Origin of the sequence: Paraburkholderia sediminicola (genome assembly GCF_046026855.1) — a bacterium.
Classification (GTDB): domain Bacteria; phylum Pseudomonadota; class Gammaproteobacteria; order Burkholderiales; family Burkholderiaceae; genus Paraburkholderia; species Paraburkholderia sediminicola_A.
Window position 1 is genome coordinate 53,198 of the sequence record NZ_JAQQET010000038.1, and the last position, 26,584, is coordinate 79,781.

Here is a 26,584-nt window from a genome sequence, read left to right on the forward strand (position 1 = left end):
TCTGGAGGAGATAAGCAATGAAATTTCGCGCGATCATGGGCGCTTTGTGCGCCGCGGGTCTGATGTGTGGCGTCTCGGCTGTGCAAGCCGCCGAGTCGATCGAAGTGTTGCACTGGTGGACTTCGGGCGGCGAATCGAAAGCCGTCGGTGTCCTCAAGGACGACATGACGAAGCAGGGTTACACCTGGAAGGACTTCGCGGTTGCGGGCGGCGCAGGTGCGGCTGCCATGACGGCACTCAAGACGCAGGTGATCTCGGGCAACGCGCCGAGCGCTGCGCAGATCAAGGGTCCGCTGATCCAGGACTGGGCGCAGCAAGGCGTGCTGGTACCGATCGACGCCTCTGCCGGCGACTGGAAGAAAAACTTGCCGCCTGAAATCGACAAGATCATGCACGCAGACGGCCACTATGTGGCAGCGCCGTTCTCGGTGCACCGCGTGAACTGGCTGTACATCAACAAGGCTGCATTGGACAAGGCAGGCGGCAAGGCGCCGACCACGTGGCCTGAGTTCTTCGCTGTGGCCGACAAGATGAAGGCCGCCGGTATTCAGCCGATCGCGATGGGCGGTCAGCCGTGGCAAGACCTGACGCTGTGGGAAGACGTCGTGCTGTCGCAAGGCGCGGGCTTCTACAAGAAGGCGCTGGTCGACCTCGACGAAAAGACACTGACGTCGGATCAGATGGTCGGCGTGTTCGACACGGTACGCAAGATCCAGGGTTACTTCGACGCGGGCCGCACGGGCCGTGACTGGAACCTGGCAACGGCCATGGTCATCAACGGCAAGGCCGGCATGCAGTTCATGGGCGACTGGGCGAAGGGCGAGTTCGCCAACGCCGGCAAGAAGGCAGGCTCGGACTACATCTGTGCTGCTGTTCCGGGCACGGAGAAGGCTTACACGTTCAACGTCGACTCGTTCGTGTTCTTCCAGCAGAAGGGCCAGAAGACTGCAACGCCGGGTCAATTGGCACTTGCGAAGACGATCATGTCGCCGGACTTCCAGGAACAGTTCAGCCTGAACAAGGGTTCGATCCCGGTTCGTCTGGGCGTGTCGATGGCCAAGTTCGACGACTGCGCGAAGAAGTCGTACGCGGATGAACAAGTGGCGATCAAGTCGGGCGGCTATGTGCCTTCGCTGGCACACGGCATGGCGCAACCGGATGCAGCTGCCGGTGCGATCTCGGACGTGGTCACGAAGTTCATGAACTCGCAGGAAGATTCGAAGACCGCGGTTGCGGCGCTCGCGAAGGCAGCGAAGACCAAGTAAGTGAAGTAAGCGAAGTGGCGCGCCTGGCGGTTCCCCTCGTGGGCGCTGGGCGCGCTCTTCAGATTGCTTGCAGCCGTTGCGTTACTTAGGGCGAGAGACTTCACCCCTGGTTTCATCGAGTCATACCTACGCCGTTCCGGTCTCGCGTTTTTCATGCGTGAGCGCCCCGGCGGTACAGTTTCAGCAGGAGTCGAGTAGTGACTGCTTCTATCAGCGGAAACGGGAAATCCACGGCTTCCGTGACCCGCCGCACGTCGCCGATGGCGGCCCTTGCCGATCGCTGGATTCCGAAGCTGGTGCTCGCACCCAGCGTCGTGATCAGCCTGATCTTCGTGTATGGTTTCATTGCTATTACTGGCTATCTGTCGCTGTCGAATTCGCGACTGATGCCACGTTATGACTTTGTCGGTCTTGATCGTTATCGCGAACTGTTCGATAACGATGTGTTCTGGACCTCGGCTGCCAACCTCGGCTGGTTCGGCATTCCTTTTATCGGTATCTGTATCGGCCTCGGCCTGTTCCTCGCGATCCTGCTCGATCAGCAGATTCGCAATGAAGGCGCGCTGCGCGCCGTATTCCTGTACCCGATGGCGCTCTCGTTCATCGTGACGGGTACGGCGTGGCAATGGATCATGACGCCGAGCGTCGGCCTTGAGAAAGTGTTTCACGACTGGGGCTGGACGAGCTTCTCGTTCAGCTGGCTCGGCGACCCCGACAAGGCGATTTTCTGCGTCGTGATCGCGGCGGTGTGGCAATCCACCGGCTTCGTGATGGCGCTGTTTCTCGCGGGCTTGCGTGGTGTCGACGGTGAAATCTTCAAGGCCGCGCAGATGGATGGCGCAGGCTTGCCCACCATCTACCGCAAGATCGTGATTCCGAGCATGCGCCCGGTGTTCTTCTCCGTGCTGCTGATTCTCTGCCACATCACGATCAAGACCTTCGATCTGGTCGTCGCGTTGACCGCGGGCGGTCCGGGTACGTCTTCATCGCTGCCGGCTATTTTCATGTACACGTTTTCGTTCAATCGCGGGCAGTTGGGCGTCGGCGCGGCATCGTCGATGATGATGCTCGCTACCGTTGTGGCCGTGCTCGTGCCGCTGATGTATCTGGAATCGAGGAGCACCCGCAATGCAGCCTAAGATGACGATCAGCCGTGCCGTCATTTATGCGGCCTTGATTCTGTTCGCCTTGTATTTCCTGTTTCCGCTGTACGTGATGCTGTCCACGTCGTTCAAGGACATCGCTCAGCTGCGCACCGGCAACCTGCTCACGCCGCCGACCCACTGGACCATCGACCCGTGGATCAAGGCATGGAGCGGTGCCTGTACGGGGGTGCGTTGTGACGGCATGCAGCCGTTCTTCATGAACTCGGTGCGGATGGTGATTCCGGCCGTGCTGATCTCGTCGATCATCGGCGCGTTCAACGGTTATGTCCTCACGCACTGGCGTTTCCGCGGCGCGGATCCGATCTTCACGATGATCCTGGTCGGCTGCTTCATTCCGTTTCAGGCGATCCTGTTGCCGATGGCGCGCTTCGAAGGCATGCTCGGTTTGTCGAATACGACCACCGGTCTGGTGGTGGTGCACGTGATCTACGGTATCGCTTTCACGACGATGTTCTTCCGCAACTTCTACGTGAGCATTCCGGCTGAACTCGTGAAAGCCGCACGGATCGACGGCGCAGGTTTCTTCACGATCTTCACGAAGATTCTGATGCCGGTGTCGCTGCCGATTTTCATGGTGTGCCTGATCTGGCAATTCACGCAGATCTGGAATGACTTCCTGTTCGGGATTGTGTTCTCTGGCGTCGATTCGATGCCGATCACGGTGGCGCTGAACAACCTCGTGAACACCTCGACCGGCGTGAAGGAATACAACGTGGACATGGCCGGTGCGATCATCGCCGCATTGCCGACCTTGCTCGTCTACATCGTCGCCGGACGCTATTTCGTGCGCGGCCTGACGGCGGGCGCAGTGAAGGGCTAAACCCGGGCTAGACCCTACGCATCGCGGCGGCGCTTTCTGCATGAGGCGTACGAAGTGCACGAAACGCCGCCGTCATCCGACAAGATGTTCCTGAGAAAACGCCGGGCCGCCCCAAGTTTTCTCAGCCCCCTCGAGGGGGCCTGGCACGAAGTGCCAGGTTTGGGGCTCTTTCAAGTAGTACCAGAGACAAGAGGATTCACAGCATGGCAAGCCTTTCCATCCGTGACGTGTACAAGACTTACCCGAACGGGGTGCCGGTTCTGAAGGGTGTCAATATCGACATCGAAGACGGCCAGTTCCTGATTCTCGTTGGCGGCTCGGGCTGCGGGAAGTCGACGCTGCTCAATATGATCGCCGGCCTCGAAACCGTGACCAAGGGCGAGATTCAGATCGACGGCAAGACGGTGAACAACCTGTCGCCGAAAGATCGCGACATCGCGATGGTGTTCCAGTCGTACGCGCTGTATCCGTCCATGACGGTGCGCGAGAACATCTCGTTCGGCCTGGGTATCCGCAAGGTGCCGAAGCAGGAGCAGGCGCAGATCGTCGATCGCGTGTCGAACACGCTGCAGATCACGCATTTGCTGGACCGCAAGCCGGGCCAGCTCTCCGGCGGTCAGCGTCAGCGTGTGGCTATGGGCCGTGCACTCGCGCGCGATCCGGTGATGTTCCTGTTCGACGAACCGCTGTCGAACCTCGACGCGAAGCTGCGTATCGAGATGCGTTCGGAAATCAAGCTGCTGCATCAACGCCTCGGCACGACGATCGTCTACGTGACGCACGATCAGATCGAAGCGATGACGCTCGGCGACCGCATCGCGGTGATGAAAGACGGCATCGTCCAGCAGTTCGGCGCGCCGCAAGAGATTTACGACTCGCCGGCGAACCTGTTTGTAGCCGGCTTCATCGGCGCGCCGCCGATGAACTTCATCCAGGGCAAGCTGGTGGAGCAGGGTTCGGGCGTCGGCATCGAACTGGATACGGGCGGCTCGCGCGGCGTGCTGAACCTGCCGTTCGACTCCGCGAAGGTGAAGTCGCACGTGGGGCGCGAAGTGATCCTGGGCCTGCGCCCGGAACGGATTACCGATGCGCGCGGCGCACATGGCGACAATGCGAATCTGCAGCCGATCGAAGTCAAGGTCGATGTGATCGAGCCGACCGGACCGGACACGCTGGTGTTCGCGCAGGTCAATGGCAAGCGCATTGTGAGTCGCGTGCACCCGGCGTCGAATCCGCAACCGTTGACGAATGCGACGCTGCTGTTCGATGCATCGAAGGCGGTGTTGTTCGATCCGGCTAATGAAGAACGGATTGCCTGAGGCGGGTTATTCGCTGAGCGATTCGAACTGAAGTGAAGAAAGCCCCATGTGTTGTGAAACGCATGGGGCTTTCTTCGTTTGCCAGGTACTGTTTGCTCAGGCGGGGCCAGGAGCCTGGCCCCGCTGCGGCAAGACCTCAAACGCCCGTGATACGCAGATCCGGATTGTTTCGTGCAAGCTCGGTGACCCACTCGGTGAAGGCGCGAAGCCGTGAGCTCAGATTGCGGCGATGCGCGTACAGGATAGACAGCGGCGCGCCAGGGCTCGTGTAGCTTGTGAGGATTTCCTTGAGCGCGCCCTGCGCAATCAGATCGGCGACCATGAAGCGCGACGGCTGGATGATGCCGTGGCCGAGCGCCGCTGCACCAATGTAGACGCTACCGTCATTCACGGCCAGCACGCTCTTTAGCGTGACCTTGACGATCTCGCCGTCCACCTGGTACTCGAACGGGAAGGTCTTGCCGCTGCGCGCGGAAACGTAGTTAACAGCGCGATGCTCGCCGAGCTCATCGAGCGTTGTGGGTGTGCCGTACTTCTCCAGATAGGCCGGCGACGCACAGGTCACGATCCGCGCATCGCCGATGTGCCGCGCGACGAGACTCGACTCTTCCGGCGTGCCCATGCGGATCACGCAATCCACCCCGTCCTGAATCAGATCGATATTGCGATCCGCCAGCCCGAGCCGTACGTCGATCTCCGGGTATTGCCGGTAGAAGTCGTCGAGCGCGGGCAGCAGCAGCGCACGAGCAAGCGTGCCGGACGTGTCAACGCGAATCGTGCCGCTCGGATGTTCGCGCTTGTTCGACAGCGACGATTCGGCATCGGCGACTTCCGCGAGGATGCGCACACAACGGTCGTAGAACAGCGCGCCGTCTTCGGTCACGCTGACCTGCCGCGTCGAACGGTTCAGGAGGCGCACGCCGACGTGTTCCTCCAGAGCCTGAATGGTGCGGCTGACTTTGGCGCGGGGCAGGTCGAGCGATTCGGATACTTTGGTGAAGCTGTTTGCCTCGACCACACGCGTAAATATCTCCATCGCTTCGAAACGGTCCATGTTTTGCCTTGTGAGTGATGGGCTGAAGTAGGTTTCGAAGTGAAGTGTATAGGTTGGAAATAGCGTTGTCGCAATGAGATCCGCGGGCGCGCAGACGGGAGTGCCTGTCAGTTTGCCCGCGCGGTTGCCCCGTCGTGCCTTGTTATGCCCGGTCGTGCCGCGTCGGCGCGTTCAATCCCGGTCGGGCGCGCCGAGCGGGAACAGAGGGCGATACGGGCGTGCTTCGTCGACCGCGCGTGCGAACGATGGCCGGGCCAGCAGCCGCTTCCGATAGGCGAGCACGTGAGGAAACGCCGCGCCGATGCGATGCGTCCAGTCAGCATAGAACAGGAACGGCGCGGCGCCGCAATCGGCGAGGCTGAACGTATCGCCGGCCGCCCATTCGCGCCCGGCCATCACCTTGTCGAGCCAGCCGTAGGCGGTGTCAAGCATTGCGCGGGCGTCGGCCACGGCGCGCGGATCACGCTCCGGCTCGGCGCGCAGACTGTCGTACACGATCCTTTGCTGCGGCGTCGAGATGTAGTTGTCGAAGAAGCGATCCATGCTGCGCACTTCCAGCGCGGCGCGGGCGTCAGCCGGCAAGAGCGGCACCGGCCCCGGGTGATACAGGCCGAGATATTCGATGATGATGCTCGCCTCCACCACCACTCGGCCACCGTCGACCAGCACAGGAAAACGCTTGATCGGCCAGAGCGCGGTGAGCTCTGCCATGACCTGCGGATCGTCGTGCGACAACAGGCGCAGTTCGAACGGCGTGCCGTTTTCGTAAAGCGCGGTCAGCGCCTTCTGGCAGTAGGAAGAGAAGGGGTGGGCATAGAGCTTCAGGGTCATCGTGGTCACCTGTGGCGGTTACTCGGCGCGCTGTGGCGCGATAACGGCCGGAGGGGCCGTTTACCTGACGACGAGCGACGGTGGGCGAAATCGACAGACACGAGAATTTTAGTGGCAGACGGTTGTTCATCCGCTTGCGCTAAAACCGGAGGGAGCAAAACCGTATGCGCAGTGATTTGTTACGACAAAACGCCACAAACTTTTTAGAAAGATAGTGTAACATTTGAAAAAATTGTAAGAAAACCGACGTGACCACGACGTAACCGGGTTGCCGCCGTCATCAGAAAGACCACCGGGGCGTCACGCAGTGAATAACGAATAACTCGACGCACGGAGCCTTTGCATGTCAACGATCACTACGTCTGTAAATAGCGCGACCGCTAACGCGCAGAACCAGGTGCAGCAAGCGGCGCAATCGATTATCAGTGGCTCTACCGGCAACTCGACGATGGACGTGGCGTCGCTGGTGTCGGCCCTCGTGAATGCGAAGACGGCTGGCCAGACGGCGGCGCTGAAGGCCAAACAGACGAGCGATAGCACAGTCCTTTCCGCCTATGGCGCCTTGAGCTCCGCGTTGAATGCGTTGCAGGCTGCGATCAAGAATCTCTCGGACGGAACGCTCCTGTCGACCTTCGGGGCGACCGCGAGCGGCAAGGGCCTGGACCCGAAGGCCGGTTCCGGCGCGGTCGCCGGCAGCTACACGATCGACGTCGCGCAAATCGCTGCGTCGCAGAGCCTGTCGTCGTCGGCGTTCGACGCTACCGCTAAGCTGGGCACCGGCAAGTTGACCATTGCGGTCGGCGGCAAGTCGATGGATGTCACGATCGACAGCACCAACAATACGCTGAGCGGTATCGCCAACGCGATCAACAAAGCGGGCAACAATCCGGGCGTCACGGCCACCATCGTGACCGGCACGGGCGGTGCTCACCTCGTGTTGCGCTCGGCTGCCACTGGCGCGGCCAACACGATCGACGTGTCCACCAGCAATGTCGAGAACGATAACGGCCTGTCGAGCCTTGGCGTGACGTCCACGCCCGGCGCGAATGGCGCGGCGTCCACGATCGTATCGTCGGATACCAACAAGGCCTGGCGGCAAAGCGAAGGCGCTCAGGACGCGCGATTCACCATCGGCGGGATTGAGGCGAGCAGTTCGACGAACGCGGTCACGTCGGCGATTTCCGGCGTCACGCTGAATCTGTCGAGCGCCGCGGTCGGCACCACGCAGACGCTGACGATCGCGTCGGACACGGCCGCGCAGAACACGGCCATCACCAACTTCGCCAATCTCTACAACACCGTCGTCACGACCATCAACTCGCTGTCCTCCTACGACAAGTCGTCGAAGACCGGCGGCGCGCTGCTCGGCGATTCGACGCTGATGACGATCAAGAATTCGTTGGCGTCGATCATCGGCGGTGGTGTCGGTTCGGGAAGTTCAGCAGTCGGTCTCGCTTCGATCGGCATTACGCTGAAAGGCGATCCGGCGGATGGCACGTTGGTGATCGACGCCAAGAAGCTGAGTGCGTCGCTCACCAGCAGCCCGGCGCAGATTGCGACTTTGTTCAACTCGACCAACGGCATTGGCGCGAAGTTGAACAACAGCATTACTGATTTCGTGAAGACGGGTGGCATTATCGACACCCGCAGCACGGCGCTGAATGCCGACCTGAAGAGCATCACGACCCAGCAGACCACACTCGCCAATTACAGCGCGCAGTTGACGAAGCAGTACCAGAATCAGTTCACGGCGCTCAACACGCTGATGGCGACGATGAACAACAACTCGCAGTACCTGACCGCGCTGTTTGGCGGGTCGAAGAGTGCAGGGGCTTTGGCCACCAACAAGTAAAGTTGTTTCAAAGCGCGCGCCGCCTGGTTCGGGGCGGCGCGCTTTTATTTATGAGGCGGGTTTGGTGAGGCGAGCCTGGTGAGGCAAGCTCAGTGAGGCAGCCGGACATCGAACCTGAACGTCGCGAGCCTCGCGAGCAGGATAAAAGCGGTGGCGATCAACACGCTATAAACCGTATCGACGTTCATGTAATCCAGCAGCACGTACAGCCAGCATCCCACAAAAGCACAGGTTGCGTACGGTCGCGAATCGCGCAAAATCAGCGGCACCTCGTTGCACAGCACGTCGCGAATCACGCCGCCGAATACGCCTGTCAACACTCCCATCATCACCGATGTGAACCACGGCATCTGCGCGTCATGCGCGATCGACGTGCCTGAAATGCTGAACAAGCCCAGTCCCACCGCATCGGCCACCAGCAAGACCCGCTCGGAGAGCAGGCGCGACGCCATCTTCAATAGCGTCGGCGCGAACAACGACATCACGAAGATCGCGATCAGATAGGGCTGATGCTCGACCCAGTAGAAAGGCCGCCGCTCGAGCAGCACGTCGCGCAATGTGCCGCCGCCGAAGGCCGTCGCGATCGCCACGAGGAAGGTCCCGACGGCATCGAGCCGTCGGGTTCTCGCCTCGATAAAACCGGAAATCGCATACGCGAAAATAGCCAGCGCCTCCATGATGGTCAGCGCCAGCGTCAGCCTCGGATGGATCACCGGGACTCCGTCAGGACTTGGGGTACGCCGGCAATGCGCCGGGCTGCAACAGCACGACCACCGCCCCGGCGCCGCCGTCATGCGGACGCGCCTGGCAGAAGGCGATCACCTCGGACTTCTGCACGAGCCACGCGCGCACTTTGCCCTTCAATACGGGTTCTTTACCGATCGAGCCGAGACCCTTGCCGTGAATCACGCGCAAACACCGCAGGCCGCGCTTCACCGATTCACGAATGAACTCGGCCAGCGCCTCGCGCGCTTCCTCGCGACGCATGCCGTGCAGATCGATTTGTGCCTGCACGATCCAATCGCCACGCCGCAGTTTTCGCACGACTTCTTGACTCACTCCAGGCCGGCAATAGGAGAGCGTTTCGTCGGTTTCGAGCAGGATCTCGGGATCGAACTCGTCGGAGATTGCTTCGTGCAGCACGGCTTCTTCGTCGAGTCTGGTTTGCACCGGCAGCGGCGACGGGGGATTGCGCGGCAAGGTCGCGCGCGGCGGGACCGCGAGTGGCGCAACCGCGCCGATTTCGCGGCGAAACAGATCGGCGTCCGCCGAGGCTTCGCGCTGCGCTGCCACTGCCGCCGCGCGTTCGCGTTCACGCCGTTGCGTGTCGCCCTTTAAAGCATCGCGCAGTGCGCCGAGGCCGGCTAGTCCCGCAGCCGGCTCGATCTTCGGCTTGACGACGGATGCGGCCGGCTCGGGCGCGGGCCTGGCAATGGCGCGTGCGCGCTTCGGTTCGCTGGGGTGGGGCTGATTCTTCGGCATATCGGTAATACACGCAGAAAGGTAGATCGATCGCGCGATGCGGGTTGCTGCACCGAAACGTACCGCGGCGCATCGCAACGCCTGGCCGCCGGGCTGGGCAAGCGTACACAAGGGCGCTGGAGCGACGCCAACCGGCTGCCGGAACGACGCAAATACGGCGCAGACATCGCACAGCCACGACGCAGCCCGGCGCAAAAAAAGCCGCCAGCTTCTCAGCCGCGGCCTTCTCCAAAGCAGGCGGCCGGGCCATGCCCAGCCGCCATTTTACCGTCGCGCGTGGTGTTGCAGATCAGCGCGCGGCTTCAGCGCTCATCACATGCTCGCCAATCTCTTCGATGGTTTCCAGATAGCGTTGCGCGTCGAGCGCGGCCATACAGCCGGTGCCCGCGCTGGTGATCGCCTGACGATAGACGTGGTCCTGCACGTCGCCCGCCGCGAACACGCCCGGCATGCTGGTCGCCGTGGCGAAACCGTTCAGACCGCCTTTAGTGATGATGTAGCCGTTCTTCATCTCCAGTTGGCCTTCGAAAATGTCCGTGTTCGGCTTGTGGCCGATCGCGACGAAGACGCCTTGCAGCGCGATGTCTGTGGTTTCGCCGCTTTTCGTGTTCTTGATACGCAAGCCGGTCACGCCGGATTGGTCGCCGGTCACTTCGTCGAGCGTGCTGTTCCACTTGATCTCGACCAGGCCTTCCTTTTCCTTCGCCAGCAGACGGTCGATCAGGATCGGTTCGGCGCGGAACTTGTCGCGGCGATGAATCACCGTCACCTTTTTGGCAATGCCGGAAAGGTAGAGGGCTTCCTCGACTGCGGTATTGCCGCCGCCGATCACGGCCACATGTTGTTGCTTGTAGAAGAAACCGTCGCAGGTGGCGCATGCCGACACGCCTTTACCCATGAACGCTTCTTCGGATGGCAGGCCGAGGTACTGAGCCGATGCGCCGGTCGAAATGATCAGCGAGTCGCAGGTATATTCGCCCGAGTCGCCAATCAGGCGGATCGGCTTCTCATCCAGCTTGGCCGTATGGATGTGGTCGAAAATGATCTCCGTGTTGAAGCGCTCGGCGTGCTCCAGGAAGCGCTGCATCAACTCCGGGCCTTGCACGCCGTTGCCGTCCGCCGGCCAGTTCTCGACGTCGGTCGTGGTCATCAGCTGGCCGCCTTGGGCGAGACCCGTGACGAGCACCGGCGACAGATTGGCGCGCGCCGCATAGACCGCTGCCGTGTAGCCGGCGGGGCCAGAACCGAGAATCAGAACTTTGGCGTGTTTCGTGGAAGTTGCGGGCATGATCGAAATCCTTTTACGGCGCCCGGCTCGCCCATGCGAGGCCGCGCGACTTGAGCTGAAACTATAGATGGGTATTAGCGCGCCATTATAAAGGGCGGCAAGCCGGCCTGCTTCATGAAGCTTTCCGATCGCGGCGATAGCGTTGCCGCGGGTCCCGGCGCCTTTTCTGAGGTCGAACGGCTAAGTTACCGTCATTTACAGCCTCGCGTCCGACACTGCGTTTACAATAGGCCGCATCGATGGACCCGGCAGCCGGGGCCGGGTCTGGAGCCGCCTTAGGCGCCGCTTCGGCCGCGACTCTGGCAGCAGATCGGCCACACAAGCAACAGGATCAATGGCAAAAGCTCCCTATTCCGCGAGCGCGCAGGCATTGCCGCACCGCATGTCGCGCCTTTTCACCGAAATCCGCTGGATCTTGCAGGTCGCGCTCGGCGTGTTCCTGCTCATGGCGCTCGTCAGCTACAGCCGGCACGATCCGAGCTGGACGCACGCCGCACAGGTCGACCACATCGCCAACTGGGCGGGCCGGGTCGGCGCGTGGACATCCGACATTCTGCTGCTGCTGTTCGGTCTCTCCGCCTACTGGTGGATCGTGCTGCTCGGCCGCCATATCTCCGCCAATTACCGCCGTATCACCCGTCACGAAGAACTGCAGGACGATGCGCCGCGCGACGCCGGCTGGCTCGCGGACGCGTTTGCGTTCATGCTGGTGTTGCTCGCCTGCGACGGTATCGAAGCGCTGCGCATGTGGTCGCTGAAAGTGCAATTGCCGCGTGCGCCGGGCGGGGTGATCGGCGAAGCGGTCGCGCGCGGGGTGTCGCACGCGCTGGGCTTCACGGGCGGCACTTTGGCGCTGCTGATCGTGCTGGCCATTGGTTTGTCGCTGTATTTCCGTTTCTCGTGGCTGTCGGTGTCGGAAAAGGTCGGCGAATCGATCATTTCGGCGGTCACGTTCGCCAAGCTGCGCCGCGAGGCCGGCCGCGACCGTAAATTGGGCGAAGCCGCCGCCGTGAAGCGCGAAGGCAAGGTCGAAAAGGGCCGTGTGCGGATCGAGGAACACGAGCCGGTCATGATCGTGCCGCCGCTCGCCACCCCCGCCAAATCGGAGCGCGTCGAGAAAGAGCGGCAGGTGCCGCTGTTCACGGACTTGCCGGGCGACTCCACCTTGCCGCCGATCTCGCTGCTCGACGCGGCGCCGGTCGCGCAGGAAACCATTTCCGCCGATACGCTCGAATTTACCTCGCGTCTGATCGAGAAAAAGCTCAAGGACTTCGGCGTCGAAGTGAGCGTGGTCGCCGCGTATCCGGGGCCGGTCGTCACGCGTTACGAGATCGAGCCGGCCACTGGCGTGAAGGGCAGCCAGATCGTCGGTCTGGCGAAAGATCTGGCGCGTTCGCTGTCGCTAGTGTCGATTCGTGTGGTCGAAACGATTCCGGGCAAGAACTTCATGGCGCTGGAGTTGCCGAACCAGCGCCGCCAGACCGTGAGTCTCTCGGAGATTCTTGGCTCGGCGGTTTATGCGGACGCGGCTTCGCCGCTCACCATGGGCCTTGGCAAGGACATCGGCGGCAAGCCGGTGTGCGCCGACCTCGCGAAAATGCCGCACTTGCTGGTGGCCGGTACGACCGGTTCGGGCAAGTCGGTGGGTATCAATGCGATGATCCTGTCGCTGCTCTACAAGGCGAGCGCCGACCAGGTCCGCATGATCCTGATCGATCCGAAGATGCTCGAAATGAGCGTCTACGAAGGCATTCCGCATCTGCTGTGTCCAGTGGTGACGGATATGCGTCAGGCGGGCCATGCGCTCAATTGGGCGGTCGCCGAAATGGAGCGCCGTTACAAGCTGATGAGCAAGCTCGGCGTGCGTAATCTCGCCGGTTACAACAACAAGATCGACGAAGCCACCAAGCGCGAAGAGAAGCTGCCGAATCCGTTCAGCCTGACTCCTGAAGATCCGGAACCGCTGTCGCGCCTGCCGAACATTGTCGTCGTGATCGACGAATTGGCCGATCTGATGATGGTGGTGGGCAAGAAGGTCGAAGAGCTGATCGCGCGGATTGCGCAGAAAGCGCGCGCGGCCGGCATCCATCTGATTCTCGCGACGCAGCGTCCGTCTGTCGACGTGATTACCGGCCTGATCAAGGCTAACGTGCCGACGCGGATGGCGTTCCAGGTGTCGTCGAAGATCGACTCGCGCACCATTCTTGACCAGCAGGGCGCGGAATCGCTGCTCGGCATGGGCGACATGCTGTACCTGCCGCCGGGCAGCGGTTTGCCGATGCGTGTGCACGGCGCGTTCGTGTCGGACGAGGAAGTGCATCGCGTCGTCGACAAGCTCAAGGAGCAGGGCGAGCCGAACTACATCGAGGGCATTCTCGAAGGCGGTGTAACAGGCGAGGGCGACGAAGGCTCCGCGGGCGCCGGGGGAACCGGCTCGGGCGACGGTGAGGCGGACCCGTTATACGACCAGGCGGTCGATGTGGTGCTGAAGAACCGCCGTGCGTCGATCTCGCTGGTGCAGCGGCATTTACGCATCGGCTATAACCGGGCGGCGCGTTTGCTCGAGCAGATGGAGAACTCGGGCGTGGTGTCGTCGATGTCGTCGAATGGTAATCGCGAGATCCTTGCACCGGCGCGGGAAGCGGAATAGGCCGTCCCTAAGGCTATTCCGCTGAACCGGCTGCAATGCGCAGCGTATAAGCCCCGTGCATAAGTTCTGCACATAAGTCCTGCGCATAAGTCCTGTTTAAGGCTTCTTGCTTAAGCTGTTGCCCAAGGCCGAGGGCTCGTCCCGCGGCTTCGCGGTTCAAGCCAGCCGCCACGGTCACCCGGCCGCTGCTCTCAACGCCCGCCGCCGTGGCCGCTCAACGAATTCAATCAAGGGAGAAAACACCATGCAGCTTTTCGCGCAGCAGCACGCTCGACAGAGTGCTCAATCCAACCGCTTCGGCCAACTTGCTCGCACGATCGTACGTGGCGTCGGCAGTGTGGCGATCGGTGCGTCGATGCTCGTCGCGTCGCAGGCATTCGCGAGCGGCACCGAGCAATTGAAGGCGTTCGTCGCGCAAGTTCATTCCGCGCGCGGTACCTTTGTGCAGCAGGAAGTGCGCGCGCCGAGCAAGGCGCAGGGTGCAAGCGGCGCGAACGGCGTGCTGTCCACGGCTGGTAAGACGGGCACCTCGAGCGGCACGTTCACGTTCGCGCGCCCCGGCAAGTTCATCTGGCAATACGAGAAGCCCTATGCACAATTGCTGCAAGCTGATGGCGATAAGCTCTACGTGTATGACAAGGATCTGAACCAGGTGACGGTGCGCAGCCTCGGCGGCGCGCTCGGCGCGAGCCCGGCGGCGATCCTGTTCGGTAGCAACGATCTGGACAAGAACTTCACGCTGCGTGATGCGGGCGTGAAGGCCGGTATCGACTGGCTCGAACTGACGCCCAAGGCGAAAGACACGCAATTTCAGCGCGTCGGTATCGGCTTCAAAGACGGCAATCTTGAAGCGATGGAACTGCACGATGTGTTCGGCAACGTGACGCTGCTGACGTTCTCGAACATCCAGAAGAACCCGCCGCTGCCGGCCGACGCGTTCAAGTTCACGGTGCCGAAGGGCGCGGATGTGATCAACGGGTAGGTTGATTGCTGTTGCAGATTGATTTGCAAAAAGGCCGCGCCATCGAGCGCGGCCTTTTCAATTACTGATCGAGTGCCGATGGGTCGCCGATCGCGCTGCGCGCCAGGTGTGCCGAACCCCTACTCATCCACTTCCAGTTCTTGCGCAGGATGCGCGGCCTTCATATCGTCGATAAAGGCTTCAACGATATCCGTTCGATGCTGCCGCGCCCGCGTGACCATATGAAACGCCACGCGATAGCGCATCTGTGCCGGATTCACCGCCGCGAGCAGACCTTGCTTGACGAACGGCGCTGCGAAATGCCCCGGCAAATAGCCGAGATGATGTCCCGACAGCACCAGCATCGCGACCGCTTCCATGTTGTCCGCAACGGCGGTGACGTTCTGCGGCGTCGTCGAACTTTCGGCTTCGGGCAGCGGATAGCTACGCCACGCCCATTCGTGAGTTGCGGCGTCGGCGGGTGACACCTCTCCCGCTGACGCGAATAGCGGATGCCCCTTCGCGCAATACGCGAACTGATCTTCGGCGAACACCTCGGTGTATTCGAGCGACGGCACGCGATGCCAGAAATAGCCGATGCCGATCTGAATCCGGCCATTCAGCAAGAATTCCTCCAGCTCGCCCGGCGAGCGCACCAGAATCGAAAACCGCACCGACTGATCGCGCGCGCGAAACCGGCCGATCGCCTCGCTGATACGCGCGCTTGCCGACACTGGCGTGTGGCCGATCATGCCGATATCGAGCGTGCCGACCAGCTTGCGGCCGACATTGCGCGCCTGCATGCCGAAGGTGTCGACGGCGGACAGCAGGGCACGAGCCGCGTCGATGAATTGCTCACCGCGCGCGGTCAGGCTGAAGCCGCCGCGGCCGCGCTCGCACAAGCGGTAGCCGAGGCGCGTTTCCAGCGTGGCCAGTTGCGTGCTGATCGTCGACTGGCCGACGTTGAGCGTGGCTTGGGCCGGCGAGACGCCGCCGGCATCGACGATGGCGAGGAAGACGCGGATCAGCCGCAGGTCGAGATCGGTGAGTTGGGAGAACATACGTCAGGATACATCGCTATGAATCAATGTGAAGTTTATTCTGTTTGTATTTTAACTTGAGCGAAAGTGCTCAAGAATCGAGATTCGCCCGGCAAGGTGCGCTTTTTTGCTGACCCCTCGGCCGGTTGCACGATTTTGCTTACTGCCCCCTTTTCATTGCCGAGACACGATGAATACTTCCTCCTTCATTTCCCCCGAGGCCGGTGAACGGCCGCAACCGTTGTCTGGCAACGCGATGCCCCGCTGCGGCGGCATCGCGACGATGATGCGGCTGCCGAACGTCGGCTCGGCCGAAGGGTTCGACGCCTGCTTCGTCGGCGTGCCATTCGATCTTGGCACGTCGAACCGCACCGGCGCGCGCTTCGGGCCGCGCCAGATCCGCAGCGAATCGGTGTTGCTGCGCCCGTACAACATGGCCACGCGCGCCGCGCCGTTCGATTCGCTGCGTGTGGCCGATCTCGGCGACGTCGCGATCAATCCGTACAACCTGCACGATTCGATCAAGCGCATTGAAGCCGCCTACGACGAAATCCTCCAGCACAACTGCAAGCCGATCACGCTCGGTGGCGACCACACGATCGCGCTGCCGATCCTGCGCGCGATTCATCGCAAGCACGGCAAGGTTGGCCTGATTCACGTGGATGCACACGCCGACGTCAATGACACGATGATGGGCGAGAAGATCGCGCACGGCACGCCGTTCCGCCGTGCGGTGGAGGAGGGCTTGATCGATTGCGACCGCGTCGTGCAGATCGGTTTGCGTGGCACGGGTTACGCGGCTGAAGATTTCGACTGGTGCCGCGATCAGGGCTTCGAAGTCGTGCAGGCGGAGGCGTGCTGGAACCAGTCGCTGGCACCGTTGATGGCGCGCGTGCGCGAACGCATGGGCGACGGACCGGTGTACATCACATTCGATATCGACGGTATCGATCCGGCCTTCGCGCCCGGTACGGGTACGCCGGAAATCGCCGGATTGACGGTGCCGCAGGCGCTGGAAATCATTCGCGGCTCGCATGGGTTGAATATCGTCGGCTGCGATCTGGTCGAGGTGGCGCCGCCGTACGATCCGTTCGGCACTACCGCGTTGCTTGGCGCAAATCTCGCGTTCGAATTGCTGTGCGTGTTGCCGGGCGTCGAGTATCGGGCTTCCCGGCGTTGAGTCGCGGGTTGAATTGCGGGTCGAGCTGCGAGTTGATCTGATCAGTTTGATGATGTATGAAGAGAAAAGGCCTGCAAATGCAGGCCTTTTTGCATCGCGATGATGTCTACGCGACTCAAGCGTACGCAGTCTTCCGAGCCGACACCAGCACCAGATAACACAGCGCGCCGATCGCCAGCGCGGGCAGCGTCGCGCCGAGATCCGGCAGCCATTGATTGATCGCCTGATACGACACGATCCCGATTGCCCACGACGCGAACGCGCTCAGATGCCAGCCACCCGAGAAGCCGTAGCGGCCGCGCACATCGCCGAGCACGGCGGCTTCAATGCGACGCTTGCGCACGATGAAGTGATCCACCAGCACCACGCCGAACAATGGCGCGAACACGGAGCCGATCAGCAGCAGGAAGTTCTGATACTTCGCCATCGGCACGAGCAAGGCGATCGCCGTGCACAGCGCGCCGAATGCCGCCGACAACAACGGCACGCTGCCGCGCGTCCAGAACGTGCCGGTCGAGACGGCTGCTGAGTGGATGTCGGCGAACGCGTTGTCCACTTCGTCGATCAGGATCAGCAGCAGGGCGAGGCCGCCGCCTGCTTGAGCCAGTGCGCCGGTCAGCAGTGCATCGCCACCGCCTGCCGCGAGACCGTAGATCGCGCCGAGCGCATAGAACCAGATATTCGCAATGCCATAGCCGAGCAGCGTGCCGCGGAAGGTCTCGCCGGGGCGTCGGCCGAAACGCGTGTAGTCGGCGATCAGCGGCAGCCACGACAACGGCATCGCGACCACCAGATCGATTGCGCCGCCGAACGACATCTCGCCCGTGCCTGGACGGCGCATTAGCGCGGACAGATCGTGCTTGGCAAGCAGATTCCACGAGAGCCATGCGGCGCCCGCCAGCAGCAGCCAGATACCCCACGTGCGCAGAAAACGCCGCACGAACGACAGCGGGCCGCTGATGGCCAGCAGCGTCGCGAGCAAACCGAAGATGACGGTCCAGATCAGCGGCATCGAGAAACCGAAGGCCTGTTTGGCGAGCGCATCGGCGGAATCGCGCATCACGATTACCTCGAATGAGCCCCAGCCGACCAGTTGCACGGCGTTCAGCACCGCCGGCACCGACGCGCCACGCACACCGAGCGTAGGCCGCAGCGACGACATGGCCGCGAGGCCCGTATCCGTGCCGATCACGCCGGCTAGCGCCAGCAATACGACACCGATCACGCTGCCGATCACGATCGCCAGCAACGCATGCGGCAACGACAACCCCGGTACTAGCAGCGCGCCCGCCTGTGCGACCAGGAGGCCGATGCCGAGCGAGAACCAGAGCGCGAAAGCGTCGCCGGTGCGGAACGCACGGCGCGCATCGGGCACCGGCGTGAGCGGTGCGTAGGTGGAGCCGGCGTCGCCGACGAGTGGATCTTGTGCCATCTAATCGTGTTCCTCCTGGTGTTGCTTGTATGTTCGCGTGCGACGCCGGTGTTGCCGGCCAAGCCGCGCGCGATATTAGCCTGTCAGGCTGTCGGCGAGATTACGGGCTGATCGGCGCAGTTATCTGCCTTGTTAGCCCGGTAATTCACGTGTTTTTTGCATTGTTCATCGCTGAAATCTTGCTCGCGCCTTGCTGCCCGAAAAGCGCCGTCACGGTGTGCGACCATCGCCCAAGCGCCGTCACTGTCATAATGCAGGACGTTGCCCGCACCTCTGCGCGCTGGCGTGGCTCACCGGCAGCACGCCGCCTTCACACGGACCGCGTCCGGAAAAGCCGAGATTATCCCCAAAACGCCATGTTTGAAGAACCCCGTGCCAATATTCCGCTCGCCGAACGCCTGCGGCCCCGCAATATCGACGAGGTGATCGGCCAGAAGCACCTGCTCGGCCCGAACAAGCCGTTGCGGGTCGCATTCGCGTCCGGCGAAGCCCATTCGATGATCCTCTGGGGCCCGCCCGGCGTCGGCAAAACCACGCTCGCCCGGCTTATGGCCGACGCGTTTCATGCCGAGTTCATCGCGTTGTCGGCAGTGCTCTCGGGCGTGAAGGATATCCGCGAAGCCGTGGAGACCGCGCAGATCCATCGCGCGAACGGCCATCAGACGCTGGTGTTCGTCGACGAAGTGCATCGCTTCAACAAGAGTCAGCAGGACGCGTTCTTGCCGCACGTCGAATCGGGCCTCTTCGTGTTTGTCGGCGCGACAACCGAGAATCCGTCGTTCGAGGTGAATAGCGCGTTGCTCTCGCGAGCGGCTGTCTACGTGCTGAAGAGCCTTACTGACGAAGAGCAGCGCGAACTGCTCGACCGCGCGCAGAAAGAACTCGGCGGCCTTACGTTCACCGAGGAAGCCCGCGACGCCCTGATCGGTTCCGCCGACGGCGACGGTCGCAAGCTGCTGAACAACCTGGAAATCGTCGCGCGCGCGGCGGCACAGCAGAAGAGCACCGAAATCGACGGTGCCTTGCTCGGCAGCGCGCTCGCCGAAAATCTGCGTCGCTTCGACAAAGGCGGCGACGCATTCTACGACCAGATCAGCGCGTTGCATAAATCGGTGCGCGGCAGCAGCCCGGACGGCGCGCTGTACTGGTTCTGCCGCATGCTAGACGGCGGCGCGGACCCGCGTTATCTCGCTCGACGTATCGTGCGGATGGCGTGGGAGGACATCGGTCTCGCCGACCCGCGCGCGGCCCGCATCGCGCTCGACGCGTCCGAAACCTACGAACGCCTCGGCACGCCCGAAGGCGAGCTGGCGCTGGCGCAGGCGATCATCTATCTGGCGGTCGCGCCGAAGTCGAACGCCGGGTACAACGCGTACAACGAGGCACGGCGGTTCGTCAGCAAGGACCAGTCGCGCGGCGTGCCGGTGCATCTGCGTAACGCGCCGACCAAGCTGATGAAGGAACTTGGCTACGGTCACGAATATCGCTACGCGCACGACGAACCCGATGCCTACGCGGCCGGCGAGACCTATCTGCCGGACAACATGCGCGACCCGCACTGGTACGAGCCGACGCCGCGCGGTCTCGAAGGCAAGATCGGCGACAAGATGGCGCGTCTGGCCGAGCTTGACGCGCAGTGGCGCAGCGAGAACAAGCCAAAAAAGGGCTGAGTTTTGTCGCTTGTGCTTCTGCGGCCGTTTCACGTGCCGTGTCGCCATTCCGCACGCCTCGACCATCTAACGCACCGGCCGCGCGTGCCGGTGCGCTAAAATCCCAGCTTCATATAACGAACACCCGCCCCATTCCATGCTCGACATCCAGCTGCTGCGCAAAGACCTCGACGGCGTCGCCAGGCGCCTCGCCGACCGCGGCTTTACCCTCGACGTGGCGGCCTTTACCGCGCTCGAAGCGGAACGCCGCGACACCCAGACCCGTACCGAAGAGATGCAGGCGCGCCGCAACACCCTGTCGAAGCAGATCGGCGGGATGAAAGGGCGGGGCGAGGACACGTCGGCGCTAATGGCCGAAGTGGGCGGTATCGGCGACGAGATGAAGGCGTCGGCGGCCAGGCTCGAGGATATCCAGAAGCGTCTGTCCGACCTGCTGCTCGGCGTGCCGAATCTGCCGCACGAAAGCGTACCCATGGGTAAGGACGAAACGCAGAACGTCGAAGTGCGCCGCTGGGGCACGCCGCGCCAGTTCGATTTCGAGGTGAAGGATCACGTCGACGTCGGCACGCCGCTTGGCCTCGATTTCGAGACTGGCGCGAAACTGTCGGGCGCGCGTTTCACGATGCTGCGCGGGCAGATTGCGCGGCTGCACCGCGCGCTGGCGCAGTTCATGATCGACACGCACACGCTGCACCACGGCTACACCGAGGTGTACACGCCGTACATCGTGAATCCGGAGATTCTGTACGGCACCGGCCAACTGCCGAAGTTCGCCGACGACATGTTCCGCGTCGAGAAGGGCGGTGATGAGAATACGGTCACGCAGTATCTGATTTCCACGTCGGAAATTTCGCTGACGAACACGGTGCGCGACAGCATTGTCGAAGCGGGCACGCTGCCCATCAAACTGACTGCGCATTCGCCGTGCTTCCGCTCGGAAGCGGGCTCGTATGGCCGCGATACGCGTGGTCTGATCCGCCAGCATCAGTTCGACAAGGTTGAGATGGTGCAGATCGTCGCGCCGGAAGCGTCGTATGACGCGCTGGAGCAAATGGTCGGGCACGCCGAGACGATTCTGCAGAAACTCGAACTGCCGTACCGCGTGATTACGTTGTGCACGGGCGATATGGGTTTCTCGGCTGCGAAGACGTATGACCTGGAAGTATGGGTGCCTGCGCAGAATACGTATCGCGAGATCTCGAGCTGCTCGAATACGGAGTCATTCCAGGCTCGCCGGATGCAGGCGCGTTTTCGCAATGCGCAAGGTAAGCCGGAACTGGTGCATACGCTGAACGGGTCGGGCCTGGCGGTTGGCCGCACGCTCGTGGCCGTGCTGGAGAATTTCCAGAACGCGGACGGGTCAGTGACGGTGCCGGTGGCGCTGCGTCCTTACATCGGTGGGGTGGAGCGGCTGGCAGTGCCGGCGGCTTGATTGATGTGCGGCTGATGCCTGACTGATACCGCTGCCGATCGCCAGGTATCTTCGAAATTTTCTCGAGGAGGGGCTTGGAAATTGGATTCAGCTGTTCTATAATCTTTCTCTCCCAAGCAACGACCCGCTTGGATCTGATTCATCTGCAGCTAAGCAACCCCGCTGTTGTGAGTTGGAAGACCCGGAAAGGTGGCAGAGTGGTCGAATGCGCTGGACTCGAAATCCAGTGTACCTTTAGGGGTACCGTGAGTTCGAATCTCACCCTTTCCGCCAAATTTAGAAAACAGGCCCTTCGGGGCCTGTTTTCGTTTCCGCCCACGAAAAGAGTTGCGCGTTGAGGGTTTCGCTGCGGCTGCGAACTTGCGCGTTGGTGGAAGCCGAGGTCGCGAGCGGGGAGATGGCACGACCTATTTCGATCACACTCAATTGAGACTATTAAGCAAATCCTTCGCTCAAGCATGGATTTTTCGGCAGTGCTTCCGCCAGAGCGGTGAATTAGTCAACTGAAAGCAACCAGAAAAAATATCGTTATAAAGTTGTCAGGAAAAAGGCGAGCATAAATTCGATCCACGCTAGCGCCCACTACCATGGCAATTCGAATACTCATTCCCCGCGTACCACCCGCAAAAATAAGACACACTTCCCCCGCCGCCTTAGTGCCTGTAAAGTCATACAGCGTTTTCGCGTCAGCCCAAAAAGCCAGACCGAAAATGCACAGCCACAACGATGTCCCGAGCAGTTTGCAAAATCAGTTTTTGTAAAACAAGCTTCAAAAGGGGATTCACATGTCAGTTGGCAATTCGGTCGTTGACACGACCACGAGCAGCACCAGATACAAAGTCATCAAGTGGTCGATTATCGGGCTGTGCATCGCCATCGGTGCGCCCCTCGCGATCCTGCTGGTCAAAGGGCTGGTCGGTCTGATCCTCGCGGCGGTGATCGGGCTTGCGGCGATCAACTTCGGCCCTGTTCTCGCCATGAAGTTCGCGAACCAGAAGGTCAAGATGTTCGTGAACGAAGCAAAGTCGAACCCGATCGAAACGCTCTACAACGAACTGGCCGAAAAGCAGGAAGGCGCAGAGCGGTTTAAGAAGAGCATCACAGATTTCCGCACCGAAGTGAAAAACTTCGAAGACAAAACCGCGCAGTTCAAAAAACAATATCCCGAAGACGCGGACCGTTTCGAGACTCAACTCGCGACGATGAAAAAACTGCTCGCGTTTCGCGAAGGGCGCTATAAGCAGGTGCAAGACGAACTCAAGCGATTCTCCGACGCAATCGATCGCGCCAAAGCACTGTGGGATATGTCGCAATCCGCGCAACGCATGAACAAGATCGCCGGCATGCAATCCAGCGACACTTTCGCGCAAATCAAAACGGATGCCGCGCTCGACTCCGTGATGAACTCAGTGAACAAGGCATTTTCAGAAATGGAAACGTCGCTGATGGAAAGTGCGGAAGTGCAGCAAGCCAAGGCTGCCGCCGCCGAAGTAAGCGCGGCCAGTCCGCCCGCCCAGCAACTCGGCTCGCCCGCAGCACCCAAATAATCAGGCGTATGCTGCTCGACCATTCAACTCGATCGAAAAATAATGAAGAAAATTCTGGGTTCGATTCTTTTCCTGATCTTGCTGGCTGCCGGTTGGTATATCCACGAAGGCGGCTTCAAAACCCTTAATTACGGCCAGAGCGCCGACAAGGACACCGCCACGGTGAACGGGATAGACACCGGCAACAACAGCAATGCCGATGTCAAAACGCCGGCCCCGAGCAATCCGGATGGCTTCGTGGCCAACAAGGACACGCTGAAGTCGATCTTGAGCAATGGCGTCGTGCGGGTCAGCGTCGAGAATCCATCGCGGCCGTTTTATTCTGAAGACAACGGCAAGCCGCAAGGTTTCAACGTCGACTTCGCGAATCTGCTGTTCGCACAGAAGGAATTCACCTCTGGCGACCATCCGACGATCACGGTCGATACGCATCACGGCGTGGATACGTATCCCGCGGTCCCGGATCAACTGACGAAAACCGACAAGCAAGGCAACGCCGTCGTCGACGTTGCCATGGACGGCCTGACGTTCCCTGACAATACGCCGAGTGGCGTCGTCTATTCGATTCCCTATGTCGAGGACTTCGGTTATTCGCTGATCGTCGCCAAGGGTTCGCCGGTCCGCTCCGCAGCCGATCTGGCGGGCAAAACCGTTGGTGTGCTGCAGGGCGACCCGGATGTGAAAGCGTTTGTCCAGAAAGCGTTCCCGAACAGCAAAATCGTCGAGCTGTCGGATGCGAGCATTGAAGGGCAACGGTCCTGGATGTCGCACTTCCTGGACGATCATCAGGTCGACGCTATCGTCTACGACTATCCGTTCGGCGTATCGGAAATCAAGGGCACCGACCTGACGTTCGCGGTCACGAAGCTGGACGGCTCCAACCTTGCGTACAAAATCGGCGTGCGCAAGGAAGACAGCGCGCTCCTGATCTACCTGAACTCCGCGATCGCGAAGGTCAAGCAGTCGCCGGCGTATCTGGACCTGTTGCGTAAATATTTCATCAGCGACCAGGTGCTCACCACCGCTGCGACCGGCGGCGAGAGGACCTACGTGGTCCGCTCCGGTGACACGCTGAATGCCATTGCCGCGAGTCAGTTGGGAAGTGGTGCACGATTTGTGGACGTGCAGAAGCGCAATAACCTTCCAAACCCCAACCTCATCCTGATCGGTCAGCATCTGATCATTCCCATGCGTTGACGCGGTAGGTTTTCCTGCCGGGCCCTCGTGCCTGGCAGGAACAAAAACCGCTGACCGGCAACGCGGGCACGCCGCACGCCGGTTGTCCCTACCTTGCCGGGTTCGCGTGCAGGCGTTCGCCGCCCAAAATCCGCCAGATTTGCATCCATTTCAGCCCCCGCTGCGTAAATCCCCTCAAGGACGCGCAACCCCCGCCGCACCCAACTAACCGATCGCGCGTCCCCGAGACCAGGAGACGCGCCCATGAGCCATTCCGCACCGACCTCGCCCCTACCGCGCGGCTCGCGGGTCGCGGTCATCGGCGCCGGTATCTCGGGTTTAGCCAGTGCCTATCTGCTGGCGCGCAACCATCAGGTCACGCTGTTCGAATCGGCCGGCTACGCGGGCGGTCACACCAATACCGTGGACGTTACCCTCGAGGGCCACACGCACCCCGTCGACACTGGCTTCCTCGTTTTCAACGACCGTACCTATCCGAACCTGATCGCGCTGTTTGCCGAACTGGGCGTCGAGTCGCATTCGAGCGAAATGACCTTCTCGGTCTCGTTCGACGAGGGCCGTCTCGAATGGGCTGGCACCAGCCTGAACACGGTGTTCGCGCAACGTCGCAATCTCTTCTCACCCACCTTCATCGGCATGCTGCGCGACATCATGCGTTTCAACGGCAGTGCGCAAAGCAATCTCGAACTCGCGATAGAAACGCGCGTGTCGATGGGCGAACTGCTGACGGCCGGCGGCTACGGCGGCGCGTTCCAGCGCCACTACTTGCTGCCGATGGCCGCGGCGATCTGGTCGAGCGCGACCGCCGATATTCTCGCTTTTCCGGCCACCACGTTCCTTCGCTTCTGCCTGAATCACGCGCTGCTCCAGGTGAACCGCAGGCCACAGTGGAAGACGGTCGTTGGAGGAGGGCGCGAATACGTACGCCGTATTGTCGGCACGCTCGACGACGTCCGAGTCGGTGCTGCGGTTAGAGGCGTGCGGCGCGATGCCGATGGCGTCGATGTGTTCACGGACAAGGGCACGGAGCGCTTCGACGCGCTGGTGCTCGCCACTCACGCGCCGACTTCGCTGCGCCTGCTGGACCACGACGCCGATCAGGAGGAGCGCAGCGTACTGAGCGCCGTGCGCTACCAGCCGAACTTCGCCGTGCTGCATACGGATACGAATCTGCTGCCGCGTCGTCAGCGCGTGTGGTCGGCGTGGAATTATCTGGGAAACCGTGGCGTCGACGGCACGCATCCGGTGTGTGTCAGTTATCTGGTCAATCAACTCCAGCCGCTGCCGTTCAAGACGCCGCTCGTCGTGACGCTCAATCCGGTGACGCAGCCGGCGCCGGGCACCGAACTGCGCCGATTCGTCTACGACCATCCGCTGTTCGATCTGGCCGCCATCGACGCGCAGCACCGTCTGCCGTCGCTGCAAGGCAGGCATCGCACCTGGTTCGCGGGCGCATGGACGGGTTACGGTTTCCACGAGGACGGTCTGAAATCGGCACTGCGCGTGGCCGCCGATTTCGACGTGTCGCCGGCATGGGCCACGCTATGAATCCCGCGCGCGCCAACGTCGATCCTGCCGCGTGGCTTTTGATGGGCCAGGTGATGCACGAGCGTCTGCGGCCAAAGCATCATCGATTCACGTATCCGGTGTTCTACGTGCGCTGTGATCTGGATCGTCTCACGTCGCTCGATAGCAACTGGTTCGGCATCGACCGTTGGCGTCCGCTCAGCCTTCGCCAACGCGACCACGGACCGCGCGACGGCAGCGATCTCGCCACATGGATGCGCACACAACTATCAGCGGCGGGTATTGAAGAAGCGGACGGCAAGGTCTGGTTGCAGGCATTTCCGCGCGTGTTCGGCTATGCATTCAATCCGGTCAGTTTCTGGTTTTGCCACGACCGCGACGGTCATTTGCGTGCGCTGCTGGCCGAGGTGCGCAATACCTTCGGCGATCGACACAGCTATCTGCTGAGCGCTGCGGGCAACGCACCCATCACGGCTGAAACGGAACTCAAATGCCGCAAAGTGCTGCACGTCTCGCCGTTTTGCCGTGTCGAGGGGAGTTACGAATTTCGCGTCAGAGAGACGCCGAACCATGCGTTGGTCTCGATCGACTACGAAGACGCTGACGGTTTGCTGATCCGCACGGCTTTGGGTGGCCGCTTGAAGCCCTTAACGCGTTCGACAGCGCTCGCCGCGCTGATCCGCCAGCCGCTGTTGAGCGTCGGTGTCGTCGCAAGAATTCATTGGCAGGCGTTGTGCCTCGCTATAAAAAAAGCGCCGTTCTACGGCAAAAACCCCGCGCCGGGCCGCGCGGCCGACGCACCCACCGACCACGCCGCAGCCGGCCAGCCGTCCGCTGCTGCACGCCCCATTTCGTCCGATTGAGGAGATCA

At 61.5% G+C, this 26,584-nt stretch carries 21 protein-coding genes and 1 tRNA gene; 15 read left to right on the forward strand and 7 right to left on the reverse strand.

Going from position 1 to position 26,584, the window contains the following annotated elements; genetic code table 11:
- The first annotated feature begins 17 nt into the window (after positions 1-17).
- The 4 genes from PQR40_RS32145 (at position 18) to PQR40_RS32160 (ending at position 4,570) form a co-directional block, all read left to right on the forward strand.
- Positions 18-1,265, forward strand: a complete 1,248-nt coding sequence (locus PQR40_RS32145) for an ABC transporter substrate-binding protein (RefSeq protein WP_408238331.1) — start codon at positions 18-20, stop codon at positions 1,263-1,265.
- Between the two features lie 197 nt (positions 1,266-1,462).
- Positions 1,463-2,404, forward strand: coding sequence for a carbohydrate ABC transporter permease (locus tag PQR40_RS32150; RefSeq protein ID WP_408238334.1), 942 nt, complete (start codon positions 1,463-1,465; stop codon positions 2,402-2,404).
- Complete coding sequence (locus tag PQR40_RS32155) at positions 2,394-3,251, forward strand: carbohydrate ABC transporter permease (RefSeq protein WP_408238337.1); 858 nt, start codon at positions 2,394-2,396, stop codon at positions 3,249-3,251. The genes PQR40_RS32150 and PQR40_RS32155 overlap by 11 nt, the downstream gene beginning before the upstream one ends.
- Positions 3,252-3,454: 203 nt before the next feature.
- Positions 3,455-4,570 (forward strand): ABC transporter ATP-binding protein, encoded by a 1,116-nt coding sequence (locus tag PQR40_RS32160; protein ID WP_408238340.1) that lies wholly within the window; start codon positions 3,455-3,457, stop codon positions 4,568-4,570.
- Between the two features lie 136 nt (positions 4,571-4,706).
- Here the strand turns inward: PQR40_RS32160 and PQR40_RS32165 are convergent, their stop codons facing one another.
- Together PQR40_RS32165 and PQR40_RS32170 are read right to left on the reverse strand one after the other, a co-directional pair.
- Positions 4,707-5,624, reverse strand: a complete 918-nt coding sequence (locus PQR40_RS32165) for a LysR family transcriptional regulator (RefSeq protein ID WP_408238343.1) — start codon at positions 5,622-5,624, stop codon at positions 4,707-4,709.
- 171 nt (positions 5,625-5,795) lie between these two features.
- Entirely contained in the window at positions 5,796-6,455 is a 660-nt protein-coding gene (locus PQR40_RS32170) for a glutathione S-transferase family protein (protein WP_408238346.1), read from the reverse strand.
- A 343-nt stretch (positions 6,456-6,798) separates the two neighbouring features.
- Between PQR40_RS32170 and fliD the strand changes: the two genes are divergently transcribed.
- Positions 6,799-8,307, forward strand: a complete 1,509-nt coding sequence (gene fliD / locus PQR40_RS32175) for a flagellar filament capping protein FliD (protein WP_408238349.1) — start codon at positions 6,799-6,801, stop codon at positions 8,305-8,307.
- 89 nt (positions 8,308-8,396) lie between these two features.
- On the opposite strand, the gene PQR40_RS32180 is transcribed toward fliD, so the two are convergent.
- From PQR40_RS32180 to trxB, 3 genes are all read right to left on the reverse strand, one after another.
- The gene (locus tag PQR40_RS32180; protein WP_408238503.1) at positions 8,397-9,017 is read right to left on the reverse strand and encodes a trimeric intracellular cation channel family protein; all 621 of its coding nucleotides are present in this window, start codon (positions 9,015-9,017) and stop codon (positions 8,397-8,399) included.
- 13 nt (positions 9,018-9,030) lie between these two features.
- Positions 9,031-9,789, reverse strand: a complete 759-nt coding sequence (locus tag PQR40_RS32185; RefSeq protein ID WP_408510646.1) for a Smr/MutS family protein — start codon at positions 9,787-9,789, stop codon at positions 9,031-9,033.
- Positions 9,790-10,078: 289 nt separating this feature from the next.
- Positions 10,079-11,077 (reverse strand): thioredoxin-disulfide reductase, encoded by a 999-nt coding sequence (trxB, locus tag PQR40_RS32190; RefSeq protein ID WP_408510647.1) that lies wholly within the window; start codon positions 11,075-11,077, stop codon positions 10,079-10,081.
- Positions 11,078-11,411: 334 nt separating this feature from the next.
- On the opposite strand from trxB, the gene PQR40_RS32195 reads away from it, so the two are divergent.
- Together PQR40_RS32195 and lolA are read left to right on the forward strand one after the other, a co-directional pair.
- The gene (locus PQR40_RS32195) at positions 11,412-13,727 is read left to right on the forward strand and encodes a DNA translocase FtsK (protein ID WP_408238358.1); all 2,316 of its coding nucleotides are present in this window, start codon (positions 11,412-11,414) and stop codon (positions 13,725-13,727) included.
- A 244-nt stretch (positions 13,728-13,971) separates the two neighbouring features.
- Positions 13,972-14,709: an outer membrane lipoprotein chaperone LolA gene (gene lolA, locus PQR40_RS32200; RefSeq protein WP_408332925.1), complete on the forward strand. Its 738-nt coding sequence runs from the start codon at positions 13,972-13,974 to the stop codon at positions 14,707-14,709.
- A gap of 119 nt (positions 14,710-14,828) precedes the next feature.
- On the opposite strand, the gene PQR40_RS32205 is transcribed toward lolA, so the two are convergent.
- Positions 14,829-15,749, reverse strand: a complete 921-nt coding sequence (locus PQR40_RS32205; RefSeq protein ID WP_408238364.1) for a LysR family transcriptional regulator — start codon at positions 15,747-15,749, stop codon at positions 14,829-14,831.
- Between the two features lie 169 nt (positions 15,750-15,918).
- Between PQR40_RS32205 and speB the strand changes: the two genes are divergently transcribed.
- Complete coding sequence (speB, locus tag PQR40_RS32210) at positions 15,919-16,908, forward strand: agmatinase (RefSeq protein ID WP_408510648.1); 990 nt, start codon at positions 15,919-15,921, stop codon at positions 16,906-16,908.
- Between the two features lie 115 nt (positions 16,909-17,023).
- Here the strand turns inward: speB and cytX are convergent, their stop codons facing one another.
- A complete protein-coding gene (gene cytX / locus PQR40_RS32215; RefSeq protein WP_408332922.1) occupies positions 17,024-18,340 on the reverse strand; it encodes a putative hydroxymethylpyrimidine transporter CytX in 1,317 nt (438 codons plus the stop codon).
- 356 nt (positions 18,341-18,696) lie between these two features.
- Between cytX and PQR40_RS32220 the strand changes: the two genes are divergently transcribed.
- The 7 genes from PQR40_RS32220 to PQR40_RS32250 all read left to right on the forward strand — a co-directional run bounded on the left by PQR40_RS32220 (position 18,697) and on the right by PQR40_RS32250 (position 26,576).
- Complete coding sequence (locus PQR40_RS32220) at positions 18,697-20,010, forward strand: replication-associated recombination protein A (RefSeq protein WP_408332919.1); 1,314 nt, start codon at positions 18,697-18,699, stop codon at positions 20,008-20,010.
- A gap of 136 nt (positions 20,011-20,146) precedes the next feature.
- On the forward strand, positions 20,147-21,442 hold the full coding sequence (serS, locus tag PQR40_RS32225; protein ID WP_408510649.1) for a serine--tRNA ligase: 1,296 nt from the start codon (positions 20,147-20,149) through the stop codon (positions 21,440-21,442).
- A 183-nt stretch (positions 21,443-21,625) separates the two neighbouring features.
- Positions 21,626-21,715 (forward strand) — tRNA-Ser (locus PQR40_RS32230).
- 512 nt (positions 21,716-22,227) lie between these two features.
- Positions 22,228-22,989: a hypothetical protein gene (locus tag PQR40_RS32235; RefSeq protein ID WP_408332913.1), complete on the forward strand. Its 762-nt coding sequence runs from the start codon at positions 22,228-22,230 to the stop codon at positions 22,987-22,989.
- A gap of 42 nt (positions 22,990-23,031) precedes the next feature.
- Positions 23,032-24,186 (forward strand): transporter substrate-binding and LysM peptidoglycan-binding domain-containing protein, encoded by a 1,155-nt coding sequence (locus PQR40_RS32240; RefSeq protein WP_408238379.1) that lies wholly within the window; start codon positions 23,032-23,034, stop codon positions 24,184-24,186.
- A 243-nt stretch (positions 24,187-24,429) separates the two neighbouring features.
- On the forward strand, positions 24,430-25,734 hold the full coding sequence (locus tag PQR40_RS32245; RefSeq protein ID WP_408510650.1) for an NAD(P)/FAD-dependent oxidoreductase: 1,305 nt from the start codon (positions 24,430-24,432) through the stop codon (positions 25,732-25,734).
- Positions 25,731-26,576 (forward strand): DUF1365 domain-containing protein, encoded by an 846-nt coding sequence (locus PQR40_RS32250; RefSeq protein WP_408238506.1) that lies wholly within the window; start codon positions 25,731-25,733, stop codon positions 26,574-26,576. Before PQR40_RS32245 ends, PQR40_RS32250 begins: the two co-directional genes overlap by 4 nt.
- Positions 26,577-26,584: the final 8 nt, after the last annotated feature.